This is a genomic window from Sphingobacterium faecale, from assembly GCF_016746095.1.
GTDB classification, from domain to species: Bacteria; Bacteroidota; Bacteroidia; order Sphingobacteriales; family Sphingobacteriaceae; genus Sphingobacterium; species Sphingobacterium faecale.
Window position 1 is genome coordinate 249050 of record NZ_JAERTY010000010.1, and the last position, 13211, is coordinate 262260.

Here is a 13211-nt window from a genome sequence, read left to right on the forward strand (position 1 = left end):
TATCTTTGAGAGGATCAAGTTTTTCAACAATAAATTAACAAGTGATATTAGTAACAGGAGGAACAGGTTTTTTAGGCTCAGCGGTGATCAAGCGCCTCGTTGAAAAAGGAAATGCAGTAATAGCACTAAAGCGAAACAACTCAACCATTCCGGAAAGCCTTAGAGCATCATCATTGATCGAATGGATTGATGCCGATATTACAGATTATTTCGCACTATCAGATGTTTTCGATCGTGTGACACAGGTCTATCATTGTGCAGCAAAAATCTCCTACCAAAAAGAAGATGCCGAGCAGATGTTCCGCGTCAATGTAGAAGGTACACAACATATTGTCAACCTCTCTCTCGAACATGGTGTCCGTCTATTGCACGTCAGCTCCATAGCCGCATTAGGAAGTAACAAACTGGGAAAGCCGGTTGACGAAATAGACAAGTGGGAGTACGATATCAATATGTCTAACTATTCCCTATCAAAATATAAAAGTGAACTCGAGGTATGGCGCGGCATCACGGAAGGACTAGAGGCCGTTATCGTCAACCCTTCTGTCATTATGGGAGTCAATTCTGCCAAATCAGGTTCCGCTGTCATCTTTGATATCGTCCAGAAAGGTATCAAAATCTATCCTCCAGGATCCGTGGGTCTTGTCGATGTAGAGGATGTCGCTGAAATCATGATCCTATTAATGGAAAGAAATGATATTACGGCACAACGATATGTATTGAACAGTGACAACATCTCTAACAAACAACTGCTATCCGACATCGCTTCACTATTAGGCAAAAAAGCACCAACCATTGCAGCAAAGCCTTTCATGCTACAGTTAGCATGGCGGATAGCTAAATTGATTGCTAAGATTAAAGGCAAACGTCCCTCTCTGACAAAGGAATCAGCCTATGCAGCTGCTGCAAAGCTATCCTATTCTAATACCAAAATCGTCAGTGAACTAGGGTACCACTTTAAACCTATCCATCAAACACTCCAAGAAATAGCAAACACATATTCATAACACACAAACAACAATCTAAACCCGAGATGAAATGTATAAGAGGTCTTGTTCTAAATCTCTTATACATTTCATCACTAAAAACCGCTTTATTGCAATGAAAAATTATTACATCATTGATTTTGACAGCACTTTCACACAGGTTGAAGCACTGGACGAACTCGCTCGCATATCACTCGAAGGTGATCCTGAGCAGGAAAAAGTATATCAGGAAATCGAACGTTATACCAACCTAGCCATGGAGGGAAAAATTTCGTTCCGCGAAAGTTTAGCCGGTAGGATAGCACTATTGAAAGCAAACAAAAGTCACCTAGACAAACTAATAAGCCATCTTAAAAAGAAGGTTTCAAAATCATTTGACCGTAACAGAGAATTTTTAAAAAGCAATTCCGATACAGCTTGGATTGTCTCCGGAGGATTCAAAGAGTTTATTACTCCCGTAGTATCGCCTTATGGGATAAAAACAGAAAATATTTATGCTAATACCTTCCTCTTCGATGACGAAGGAAATATTACGGGATATGATGCCAACAACCCCTTATCTGACGAAGGCGGAAAAGTAAAATTATTAAAAGAACTGAATATACAAGGTCGCCTCTTCGGAATCGGAGATGGTTACTCTGATTTTCAGCTAAAAGAATCTGGATTGATAGAGAAATTCTTTGCTTTTACAGAAAACATATCTAGACAGAGCGTTACGGATCGAGCCGATCATGTCACTCCTAGTTTTGATGAATTTCTATATGTCAATGATCTTCCTCGTGCTATATCCTATCCGAAAAACAGAATCTTATGTCTCATTGTAGGCGACGTACCTGAAATATCCAGCCACATCCTAAAAAGAGACGGTTTCTCTATCCGTGTGAAAGAGACCTTCGAAGAAAAATACACAAAAGATGTCGGCATGCTCCTTTTAGGTCCTGGAGTAGATGTTTCTGATGAGCAATTAGAACGCGCTGCAAAACTTAAAACAATAGGATATTTAGGTGACGTCAAGGGACATATGAGCAGATCTATCTGTAGTCAAAAAGGGATTGTGGTATTTGACGACAAAAAGAACAAGAAACATAACGCCGAATTTATCCCCAGACGTATGGCCGAATTCATAAACAATGGCGATACCGATCAGAGTCGTAATTTTCCCAATTTGATACTTCCAAAAAAAATAAAAGGTCATCGTCTGCTTCATATTCACAAAAACGTACCCGGTATCATGGCACAACTTAACAATGTCTATGCTGAAAACGAAATTAACATACTCGCACAGTTTTTAATGACACGTGGAGATATTGGCTATGCTGTCACTGATATAGACACCAACTATGATAAAGGGCTACTAAAAAAGTTAAAGCAGATCGATCATACCATCAAATTCCGTATACTGTACAAATAGTAGGGGCTTTCTCTTTGAGGTACCTCATCGTCTCGCACAGGAGGAACAGATGGTCAAATAATCAGAAACTGATTTAAGAGTTTTTTCGTAAATTACATCAAAAAACATATACACATGAACAAGATAATACTTTCGATAGCAACAGCTACATTGCTTTTTCTAGGAACGGAAATGAGTAATGCACAGGTGAAACTGCCTCCCACAAGCAGTAGTCAAACTATTACACAAGGCCTAGGTATCAAGGATATCATATTGACTTATCAACGACCCAACAAAAACAACCGTACTATTTTCGGAAATCTTGTCCCTTACGGAGAAGTATGGCGTACAGGAGCCAATAATATACCGAGTATAACGTTTGCCGAAGAGGTATCCATTGAAGGTAACAAAGTGCCAGCGGGAACTTATGGTTTATTTACCATTCCCAACAAAAATGAATGGACCATTATATTAAGTAAAAACGTAAAACAATGGGGGGCTTATCAATATAATAAAGCCGAAGATCTGCTTCGCTTCAATGTCAAGCCACACGCGTTAACAGATAATGTAGAAACATTTACAATTTCTTTTGAGGATGTAACTACTAAATCAACAAAGATCACACTTGCATGGGAAAAAACTAAGGTAGGTTTTACGGTAACAACAGATCAATCCAAAGAAATCCTTGCCAACATCGACCAAGCGATGCTTGGGGAAAACAAACCCTACCTCCACGCCGCACAATATTACCTTAACAATGACTTAGATCTTAAAAAAGCGGTTGAATGGATCAAAAAAGGAGATGAAGGCAATACCTCTGCTCCGCATTTAAAATATTGGAAAGCTAAAATCCTCGATAAAGCAGGAGACAAGGCTGGCGCAAGACAGGCGGCAAAAGAAGGAATCGAAATGGCTACAAAACTAAATAATCCGGAATATATCAAAATGAACACGGAAGCTCTAAAGGCAATTAAATAGTATCTGCTTAGCTGGAACGTACAATCTATAACAACGTCATCTCTAATATATTCGAGATGACGTTGTTTTTTTTAAGGTGTATCCAAAAATTATACCAAGGCCTGATAGAGCACCTCAATAGGGTGCATCGCTTTTACCCCTGTCCCATCTTTAATCTGATGTCGACAGCTGGTACCCGGAGCAATCACGATATCTTCTTCAGACCTCCTATTAATTGCAGGAAACAAAACTAACCCTCCGACCTGCATCGATAGCTTATAGTGCTCGCGTTCATAGCCAAAAGACCCCGCCATGCCACAACATCCGGATGGTATCACTTTCACCTTAGCCCCTTTCATAATTTTCAGTGCATTTTCCGTATACCCTTGTAATTTCCAGGCTTTTTGCTGGCAGTGCGTATGGAGCAAAATCTGCCGCTCAATTCCATCAAACATTTCGGGATAAATATTCCCTTTTTCATATTCTCTAACCAGAAATTCTTCAATAAGCATAGCGTGCGGAGCAATATGTCTTGCATCCGCCTCTAATTCAGGAGACACCAAATCCACATATTCATCTCTAAAAGTTAATATAGCAGAAGGCTCTACAGCGAGCAATGGCGTATCTGCCGACAATCGAGATGCAAATACCTTGACATTCTTATCGGCCAATTTCCTTGCATCCCGCAGAAGCCCTTTTGAAAGCAAAGCTCTTCCACTAGGCCCATGGTCAACCATCAATACTTCGTATCCTAATTTTTCTAAGAGCAAAATAGATTTCTGACCAATCTCTAAATCATTATAATTGGTAAATTCATCGCAGAAAAAATATACGGTTCCTTTTTTCTTTCCATCCTTACGGAGAGGTTTATCCTTGCTCACAAACCACTTCCGTAGTGGCATTTTACCCAATAACGGGAGACTCCTATCATCGGCAAAACCAATTATTCGCTTGGCCAGCTTTCCTACAATAGGGCTCTGTACAGACCAATTGTAAAAACTTGGCACATAAGCCATCCACCCCATTAGCTTATCCACATTACCTATCATCCGACTACGTAGTGGTACACCATGTGTATCATAGTATCGCTGTAAAAAATCAGCTTTCATTTTGGCCATATCTACACTAGACGGACATTCAATCTTGCAACCTTTGCAGCTCAGGCACAGATCCAGTACTTCTTTTATCTCAGGATGATCAAAAGGATTATCCTTTGTTGAGTGGGTCAAAAACTCTCTTAAGACGTTAGCGCGTGCACGTGTAGTATCCTTTTCATTACGGCTTGCCATATAAGAGGGACACATCGTACCTCCGGACAACTCTGACTTCCGACAGTCTCCGGAACCATTACATTGCTCGGCATGCCCCAAAATATCTTGCCCTGCATATCGGAACACTGTTTTTATAGCTTTGCGTTTCCCGCCCGGTTCATAGCGCAAAAAAGTATTCATCGCAGGAGAGTCTACAATCTTACCCGGATTAAAAATACACGCAGGATCCCATTGCTGCTTTATATCTTTCAACAATTGATAGTTGCGATCTCCAATCATATACGGGATAAATTCACCGCGAAGACGTCCGTCCCCATGCTCTCCACTCAACGAACCTTTGTATTTCTTTACTAATTTTGCTATTTCAAAAGCGATCTCCCGAAACAATCTGTTCCCATCCTCCGTCTTCAGATTCAGAATAGGGCGTAAATGTAATTCACCAGTAGCTGCATGCGCATAATGAACAGAATATAAACCATATTTTTCCAGGACGATATTAAACTCCGCAATATAAGCAGGAAGATCTTCGACAGCTACCGCAGTATCTTCAATCACCGCCACAGGTTTTTCATCCCCTGGCATATTGCTCAGCAAACCTAATCCCGCTTTGCGTAAGTCCCACACACGCTTTCTATCAGCTCCAAAGATAACCGGAAAATAATACCCTAGACCAGCTGCACGCATCGCCGTTTCTACCTGCCCTGCCTTGCTACGGATATCTTCTTCATTATCACCTTCGTACTCTACGATTAAAATAGCCTCAGGTGCACCTTCGACAAAAAAACGATTGTGCCGTTGCTCCAGATTGCTAGCTGTGCATTCTAGGATATAGTGGTCCATTAATTCACTAACTAGGGGCTTATGCTCCAAAGCTATTAAATTGGCTCGTAGAGCATCGTCCAGGGAGTTAAAATGGATACACAATAGACCTGTAGGCTTTGTCCGTAATCGGTCAACATGCAATTTAATCTCTGTCATGAAAAACAGTGTCCCTTCGGAACCGCATATCAGTTTACAAAAATTGAATTCTTCTCCTCCCGCTGTAAACGGATCGCTTTCGAGTAAAAGATCAATAGCATAACCCGTATTCCGTCTATCTATACTTGATTTTGGAAACTGTCTACGTATCTCCTCTTGATTACCATATTCTCCCAAAATACTTCTGATCTGTCGATAAACCTCCCCTTCCAAAGATTCCAGATCACATTTGGCAATAAAATCATCAAAAGACAAAGCTTTAAAACTAGTCTTTGTACCATCTGAAAGAAATCCATGAACTTCCAGTGTATGTTCGCGGGTACTACGATAGATCAGCGAATTTGAACCGCAAGAATTATTTCCAACCATCCCCCCGATCATCGCTCTATTGGCGGTAGATGTTTCTGGGCCAAAATATAAACCCAAAGGTTTTAAAAAGATATTTAACTCATCACGGATAACACCTGGCTGTACACGGACCCATTGCTCAACAGCGTTCACTTCGAGAATACCGGTAAAATACTTGGATACATCTACAACTATTCCTCCACCAACGACTTGGCCAGCGAGAGAAGTACCGGCTGTCCTAGGGATAAGCGATGTCTTATTTTCTCTCGCAAATTGTATAAGCTTCTGGATATCTGCTTCATTTCGGGGCAATGCCACTGCAAGCGGCATTTCTCGGTATGCCGAAGCATCTGTCGCATAGAGTGTACGCATCAGCTGGTCGCTGTACAGTTCACCCTCCATCACACTTGCTAATTGCTGCAACCTGTCTTCCACAAGCAAACTTTTTTAAGAACCTTTGATCTGGGTTGTATATGTACTTTCAAAAATCTTATCCGCATTATTGGTTTCAAAACCATCCCTCCGATGTATACCACGGACGTCACCCTTTGCTAAATTCTTGAATTCGGGTAAAACACTACGTTCTGCAAATTCAACATAACTACCAGCAATTTCCAAAGTTTTATCATCCGAAAATGTAGCTTCGTATAACGCTGAAACGGTACTGCTTTGTCTCAAAAGGCCATCATCACTGGTCTTGATGACTCCTCCTGAATTATTCAATTTGACACCTATACTGCTTAGAAACGAATTAAATTCTTCTAAGCTGTTATACCCGTCTTTCAACTCATGAATACTGATCGTGTAATGGTTTAAATAGTATCTGTTGTAGATAACCCATGCTGCGTATTCACTTTCGTCCAATAATAGCTGATAATCTACAGCAGTCGGTAAATCCCACAAAGGTCGTTGAAGAAAATCTGCAACTTCTTGTCCATTCTCTAAATCAATATCGTCCACAGGATCTGCAGTAATATGTGCTGTATATTTATGTATCACCTCCTGTGCTTTGACACTTAAATCTTTAACACGCAATTCAGAAACAAATATACGTGGATACCCCTCTTGAGGCGGAGAGAACCAATATGCATCTAATTTTTTGCCTTCAAAGTGGTAATAATCTCTCTTTTTATATCCAAATGCTAAAAAGATCTTCTCAAATGACTTAATACCTAAATGCGGTACACCCAGCGTACGAAAAGCGATATGATCATTTACAATGTCTTCCTGAGATCCAATCACGCCTTTATCAAGTAATGCTTGGGTGATTTTATTGACATCGGAGACATTAGCTCTATAATGATCAAACAGATCATTCAATACGATATCCAACGGCTTATTTTCATCAAAATGCATATGACCAAAATTTAAAGTTTATACTACAGTAAATTTAGTAAATAGATTCTAATAAATCAGCAAAACAAAGTTTTTGTAGAATAAAAATCAGCAAAAGACATATCTGTTAGAAAAATATTCTTAGAATAAGATATTCTACAGAACACTACAACTCTTCCTTCAACAATTCTTCTAGTTCCTCAGGACTAAGATTCATATTTACATTTCCATCTTTGGCAAAAGAAATTTCGCCGGTCTCTTCCGAAACGATTACAGCGATAGCTTCAGAGACTTCCGTAACACCGATAGCAGCACGATGTCTCAATCCAAACTGAGGAGGAAGGTCCTCGCTATCAGACAATGGCAGAACTGAGCTGGCCGTCATCACACGAAAATCAACAATAACAACGGCTCCGTCATGTAAGGGACTATTTTTAAAAAAAATACTCTCCAATAACCGCTTCGAAACAGGAGCGTCAATATACTCTCCACTAGACTGATAGTACTCCTCGTCGAAATACTTTGAAAACACCAACAACGCTCCCGTACGCGACCGTGACATACTCCGACACGCGTCTACTATAGGTTTTATCTTCTCAGAGTGATCCTGCTGCGCTGTTTTCTTCGCACCCAAAAATGTCCAAAAGAACTTCTTTCGACGCATAGATATATTCTTTCCTATATGGAGCAAGAAACGCCTTATCTCCTGTTGAAACACAACAATCAACGCAATCGAACCTACAGAAATAAAGCCTCCGAATATCTCTGTCAAGAGACGCATTTCCAATTGCTTTACGACGAGATATATACCATAGAATAAACCAACTCCCAATAGGATATTGACAGCAATAGTACCTTTTATCAGACTATAAATGTAATATACAATTACAGCTACCAAAAAGATGTCAATGACATCCAATAAGCGAAATCCTTCCAGAAGATCAAAACTTAGTCTATCCATTTGTTATGCAATTTAAAAAATTAATACCAGGATTTCTTACCTCTAAATAGATTTTGTAGTGATATATCTTCGATCCCACCAAAATTTTAGGAATTAAAGTTTCGAAAGAGGGATTTTTATGCGCCAAAGCCTTGGACCCAAGGAATAAAGAAGGCCTTATCCTGACCAGTATAAATACGTTAATTTAATACTTCGATTTTTAATTATCTTTGTGCTTAACATATATTGTAGACATGACAAAACTATCTGTAAATATAAATAAAATAGCCACTCTGCGTAATTCCCGGGGAGGCAATACCCCCAATGTACTCGCTGCAGCTCTAGCCTGCGAACGTTTTGGAGCAGAAGGAATCACGGTACACCCCCGTCCTGATGAACGTCATATCCGATATCAAGATGTATACGATCTCGAGGCGGAAATCCAGACCGAATTCAATATTGAAGGAAATTGTCAGGAACAAAAGTTTATAGATTTGGTACTGGCCAATACACCAACACAGGTCACTTTAGTACCCGATGCTACGGGACAATTGACCTCAAATCACGGTTGGGACACGATTACACACAAGGATTATCTCAAAAAAATGGTCAGTCTTTTCCAGGGCGAAGGAATACGTGTCTCTATTTTTGTTGATCCAGTCCTAGAGATGATTGAAGGAGCAGCTGAAACAGGTACCGACCGAGTCGAATTATATACAGAGTCCTATGCTTCTGAATTTGGCTTTGACAAAGAAAAAGCGATTTCACCTTATTATAAAGCTGCCGTAAAGGCCAGAGAACTAGGCTTAGGGTTGAATGCAGGTCATGATCTAGATTTAAATAACCTTGCGTATTTCAATCAACATATTCCTGACTTACTAGAAGTCAGCATAGGCCACGCTTTAATTTCAGATGCTTTATATCTTGGATTAGAAGAGACGATAAAAAGATACTTAGCCGCTTTAAAAGCATAAACAAAGAACTATCAATCAACTATTTAATCCAATAAAAAAACCGTAAAGGAATCTTTACGGTTTTATATTTTAATACAAGAGCTATTTTATTCCTCTAAATATTCTGCTCCAGCGAATCTTACTAAAGAAAGTACCGTCTTTATCCCAGCTCAGCCAAGTGAACAAAGCTTTACCTACAACGTGATCTTCAGGCACAAATCCAAATTCACGGGAGTCTAACGAGTTATCGCGATTATCCCCCATCATCCAGTAATAGTTCATTTTTATGGTGTAAGTATCTGCTTTTGCACCGTTGACATATATACCATCGCCACGCTTCTCCAACGTATTCCCCTCGTAAATAGTAATAAGTCGTTGATACAAAGGTAATGTCAAATCATTTAACTGAACAACATCTCCTTTCTTTGGTACTGTGAGAGGGCCAAAATTGTGGAAGTTCCAATTATACTGAGCATCTCTTGGAAAAGCAGGGCTATCATTATTATAGGGCACCACCTCCGTTACTGTTGACCATCCCTTTACTTGTTCAATCTCTTCCTTCGTAACATGCAATAAATAAGCGACGATACGACCACTTTCATCAGGGAGTTCCATATACTCAAAACGCTTGTCAACTAAAATATCAGGGTTCAATCCACGCTCATCGGTATATACGATATAGGCTGACTGTACATCCTCAGAGCCAAAACCAGGTTTTCCATTAACCGTTAAGTTTCCACCCTTCATCTCAACGACATCCCCCGGTACTCCTACAGCACGTTTGATATAATTTTCCCTTTTATCTACCGGTCTATTATAAGGTGCGTCAGCTTCCATAGGATAATTAAAAACTACGACATCATTACGCTCGATAGTCTCAAAACCCGGCAATCTCTTATAAGGGATCTTAATTAACTCAGAATATGCCTTGCCGCCTGTCAATGGCATAGTGTGATGTGCGAAAGGAAATGCCAAAGGTGTATTAGGTATACGTGGGCCATAATTCAATTTACTCACAAAAAGAAAATCGCCTACCAAAAGGCTACGTTCCATAGATCCGGTCGGAATCATATAAGCCTCAATCAAAAAACCTCGAATCAGTGAGGCCGCTACCGTCGCAAATATAATAGCATCTGCCCACTCGCGTGCTACTGTTTTTTTATAAGGATACTTCTTCTTAAAATCTTCGGTATTGGGTTGCCCAAGATATTTTACCGTCTCATCCTTTCCCCACATAGGCAATACTATGAAAGGCACTAAAACCGCAGCAGCGTTTTCCCAAAAACGGCGTTTGCCAAAGGATTTAATCAAATCAAGATAAAATCCGTAAAAAATGAAAATATTTACGATGGGTACAAATAACCACACGATCCACCACGTTGGTCTACCGACCAACTGCGCCATCACATATTCTCTATAAAAAGGCACAATAGCCTCCCATCCTTGTTTTCCGGCCTTTCTAAACAATAGCCACAATCCATAAAGCGAAATGACAGCCAATAACCCAAAAATGATATACCACATAATAGTAAAAATTAAAAGTCAGAAATTAAAAACCCGACCAAAGCCAAAAGTTATTATCATGACTTTTTATATGTCGACCGATCAATTTATATGTTACAGTATTATTAGTTATTTATTAAAATCAAAAATATCCGTGACTTGAAAAAAGCCTTTACGTCCGTTGAGCCACTCTGCTGCCACAACTGCCCCTAATGCGAAACCATCTCTGTTATGTGCAGTGTGCTTGAACTCGATCTGGTCTACCTCAGAACTATATAAAACGGTATGGGTTCCAGGAACTTCCTCTATACGAAGACTTTCAATCAGTAATTCATCAGGTTTATTAATAACATCACTTTCTTCACCTACCACTTCATTTACCCACGACGATTTAGACGAACTATTTTCAATAATCCCTTCAGCGATGGTTATAGCCGTACCACTAGGCGCATCCAATTTATGAACGTGATGTATCTCCTCGACCTGTACATCATACTGCTTATAGGGATCTACTGCTTGAGCAAGAAGTCTGTTGATGTGGAAAAAAATATTTACACCGATACTGAAATTGGAACCATATAACAACGACTGTTCCGCTTCGATACAGGTATCCCTGACCTCCTGCATATGTTCATACCAACCAGTCGTCCCTACCACGATAGGAAGGTCAGATTCAAAACACAGACTTATATTGGATAAAGCGGCATCTGGTGTACTAAAATCAATAGCAACATCGGCTCCCTCTAAATCATCTATAGTAATACTCTCTCTATTATGGGCATCGACGATAAGAACTACCTCATGTCCTCGTTTGAGCGCAAATTTCTCAATCAGCTGTCCCATTTTTCCATATCCGAGTAAAACAATCTTCATATCTTATGGTTTAAATAATCGCCAAATTAACATTAATTATCGAAATGTAAATGTCAACTTCACTCCTGGCGCAAAATAGTTTGCAAAATTAGGTTGGTAAGCCATGGTTTGCACTGGCATAAAAGTAGGTGCTATCTTAAGTCCTAGATCGTCCCCTATATTATAACGATTACGCAACATCGAATCGGTATAAGCTTCAATAACATTAGCAGTCCACCACACCGCTGTAACAAGAACAGTCATATCCCTGTTCCTTCTAAAATTATCCTTTTGCCGAATAATCCCTTCGGTACTCATCCGCTCCAAATCAACATTGCTGGTACCGCCAGAGTTGTCGACACGATAAGCTGCCTCTTTGGCAAACATTTGATAATAATAGTTCCAATAATCAAAAACGAAATAGGCCGTAATGAAACCGCCGTATATAATGGGCAATTTGACCCAGACCCAACGTCCTCCATTAGTTATTTGTCCCCATCCAGGCGCTATCGCCGAACGCCGCCAAGCGACACGGGAGACGTGCTCTATAGCTAGACGTGCCGAGTCTTTAAGTATATCTTTATAATAATACTTCGCTCGTTCTTTCTCTGCCTTTTCTCTTTCTTTACGTTCCTTCCTGGTTTCTTTTTTAACAGAGTCTTGAACTGCAACTGTATCTAAATCCAACTTTGTTGAATCGCGAAGCTGTTGCAATGAATCTATCTGGGCATAAGTACCTGATGCCAACAACAGGAAAAATATAACGACTAAAAGTCTAGGCATTACCAATCAAGAAGTTCTAATATACGACTTAAATCATCTTCGGAATCAAACGGTATCTCGATAGCACCCTTACCACGTGCATTTTTTAAGTTCAGGCGTACTCGGGTAGAAAAGCGAGAGGCCAAATCATCCTCTATCTTCTGATATTGAAAATCCAACTGCTTGCCTACATTCTGATTTTTCTTAGGTTTCAGCTGCTCTTGTATATTACGCACAAGGATTTCCGCCATACGTACCGAAAGCCCTTTATCTATGATTTCCTGGAATACATATAATTGTTTATCTACCTCACCAACATTGATGAGTGCACGCGCATGCCCCATAGAAATTTGACCATCTCGAATACCCGCCTGAATTACCGGTGGCAATTTTAACAAACGAAGATAGTTGGTTACTGTCGAACGGTTTTTAGAAACACGGTCTCCAAGCTCTTCCTGCTTAAGGTTACACTCTTCGATCATACGCTGAAAACTCAATGCCACCTCTATAGCATTCAGATTCTCCCGCTGTATGTTTTCGATAAGCGCCATCTCCAACATCTGTTGGTCATTCGCTGTACGTACATAGGCCGGAATATCAGTAACACCTGCGAGTTTAGAGGCACGTAACCGACGCTCACCACTGATCAGCTGATATTGATTTTTGCTAACCTGACGTACAGTGATAGGCTGGATCAACCCCTGAAGTTTAATAGAATCAGAAAGCTCCTGTAGTGCTTCCTCATCAAAATCTGTACGCGGTTGGAAAGGGTTTACAGCAATATGTTCAACTTTAATAAAATTGATACTCCCTGCCGCAGCCCCACCTAAATCGCCCTTATCTTTTTGTGACGACCCTGATGAAACACTCATTTCATCTTGCAACAGAGCACCTAAACCTTTTCCTAGCCCTGTTTTACGTTGTAATGCTGCCATT

Annotated in this window: 11 protein-coding genes; 4 read left to right on the forward strand and 7 right to left on the reverse strand. The window is 40.1% G+C overall.

What is annotated here, in order from left to right; genetic code table 11:
• The first annotated feature begins 41 nt into the window (after positions 1-41).
• The 3 genes from JKG61_RS18445 (at position 42) to JKG61_RS18455 (ending at position 3354) form a co-directional block, all read left to right on the forward strand.
• Complete coding sequence (locus tag JKG61_RS18445; RefSeq protein ID WP_202104435.1) at positions 42-1007, forward strand: SDR family NAD(P)-dependent oxidoreductase; 966 nt, start codon at positions 42-44, stop codon at positions 1005-1007.
• A 94-nt stretch (positions 1008-1101) separates the two neighbouring features.
• Positions 1102-2397 (forward strand): HAD-IB family phosphatase, encoded by a 1296-nt coding sequence (locus JKG61_RS18450; protein WP_202104436.1) that lies wholly within the window; start codon positions 1102-1104, stop codon positions 2395-2397.
• Positions 2398-2511: 114 nt separating this feature from the next.
• Entirely contained in the window at positions 2512-3354 is an 843-nt protein-coding gene (locus JKG61_RS18455) for a DUF2911 domain-containing protein (RefSeq protein WP_202104437.1), read from the forward strand.
• Positions 3355-3443: 89 nt separating this feature from the next.
• Here the strand turns inward: JKG61_RS18455 and JKG61_RS18460 are convergent, their stop codons facing one another.
• The 3 genes from JKG61_RS18460 to cdaA all read right to left on the reverse strand — a co-directional run bounded on the left by JKG61_RS18460 (position 3444) and on the right by cdaA (position 8226).
• A complete protein-coding gene (locus tag JKG61_RS18460; RefSeq protein ID WP_202104438.1) occupies positions 3444-6365 on the reverse strand; it encodes an FAD-binding and (Fe-S)-binding domain-containing protein in 2922 nt (973 codons plus the stop codon).
• 12 nt (positions 6366-6377) lie between these two features.
• Positions 6378-7286, reverse strand: a complete 909-nt coding sequence (locus tag JKG61_RS18465) for a DUF1338 domain-containing protein (RefSeq protein ID WP_202104439.1) — start codon at positions 7284-7286, stop codon at positions 6378-6380.
• A gap of 145 nt (positions 7287-7431) precedes the next feature.
• Complete coding sequence (gene cdaA / locus JKG61_RS18470; protein WP_202104440.1) at positions 7432-8226, reverse strand: diadenylate cyclase CdaA; 795 nt, start codon at positions 8224-8226, stop codon at positions 7432-7434.
• A gap of 233 nt (positions 8227-8459) precedes the next feature.
• Here cdaA and JKG61_RS18475 point away from each other — a divergent pair, with 233 nt between their 5' ends.
• Complete coding sequence (locus JKG61_RS18475; protein WP_202104441.1) at positions 8460-9179, forward strand: pyridoxine 5'-phosphate synthase; 720 nt, start codon at positions 8460-8462, stop codon at positions 9177-9179.
• An 81-nt stretch (positions 9180-9260) separates the two neighbouring features.
• On the opposite strand, the gene lepB is transcribed toward JKG61_RS18475, so the two are convergent.
• The 4 genes from lepB to JKG61_RS18495 form a co-directional block, all read right to left on the reverse strand.
• Positions 9261-10682: a signal peptidase I gene (gene lepB / locus JKG61_RS18480; protein WP_202104442.1), complete on the reverse strand. Its 1422-nt coding sequence runs from the start codon at positions 10680-10682 to the stop codon at positions 9261-9263.
• 108 nt (positions 10683-10790) lie between these two features.
• Positions 10791-11534: a 4-hydroxy-tetrahydrodipicolinate reductase gene (gene dapB, locus JKG61_RS18485; RefSeq protein WP_202104443.1), complete on the reverse strand. Its 744-nt coding sequence runs from the start codon at positions 11532-11534 to the stop codon at positions 10791-10793.
• 36 nt (positions 11535-11570) lie between these two features.
• Positions 11571-12296 carry a DUF5683 domain-containing protein gene (locus tag JKG61_RS18490; protein ID WP_202104444.1) on the reverse strand — a complete coding sequence of 242 codons (726 nt, stop codon included), beginning with the start codon at positions 12294-12296 and terminating at the stop codon, positions 11571-11573.
• Positions 12296-13210 (reverse strand): ParB/RepB/Spo0J family partition protein, encoded by a 915-nt coding sequence (locus JKG61_RS18495; RefSeq protein WP_202104445.1) that lies wholly within the window; start codon positions 13208-13210, stop codon positions 12296-12298. Before JKG61_RS18495 ends, JKG61_RS18490 begins: the two co-directional genes overlap by 1 nt.
• Position 13211: the final 1 nt, after the last annotated feature.

Bases quoted from the DNA above. Each gene is read 5' to 3' on its own strand.
- JKG61_RS18450 (WP_202104436.1), top strand. From the start codon at position 1,102: ATGAAAAATTATTACATCATTGATTTTGACAGCACTTTCACACAGGTT.
- JKG61_RS18455 (WP_202104437.1), top strand. From the start codon at position 2,512: ATGAACAAGATAATACTTTCGATAGCAACAGCTACATTGCTTTTTCTA.
- JKG61_RS18465 (WP_202104439.1), bottom strand. From the start codon at position 7,286: ATGCATTTTGATGAAAATAAGCCGTTGGATATCGTATTGAATGATCTG.
- cdaA (WP_202104440.1), bottom strand. From the start codon at position 8,226: ATGGATAGACTAAGTTTTGATCTTCTGGAAGGATTTCGCTTATTGGAT.
- JKG61_RS18475 (WP_202104441.1), top strand. From the start codon at position 8,460: ATGACAAAACTATCTGTAAATATAAATAAAATAGCCACTCTGCGTAAT.
- lepB (WP_202104442.1), bottom strand. From the start codon at position 10,682: ATGTGGTATATCATTTTTGGGTTATTGGCTGTCATTTCGCTTTATGGA.
- dapB (WP_202104443.1), bottom strand. From the start codon at position 11,534: ATGAAGATTGTTTTACTCGGATATGGAAAAATGGGACAGCTGATTGAG.
- JKG61_RS18490 (WP_202104444.1), bottom strand. From the start codon at position 12,296: ATGCCTAGACTTTTAGTCGTTATATTTTTCCTGTTGTTGGCATCAGGT.
- JKG61_RS18495 (WP_202104445.1), bottom strand. From the start codon at position 13,210: ATGGCAGCATTACAACGTAAAACAGGGCTAGGAAAAGGTTTAGGTGCT.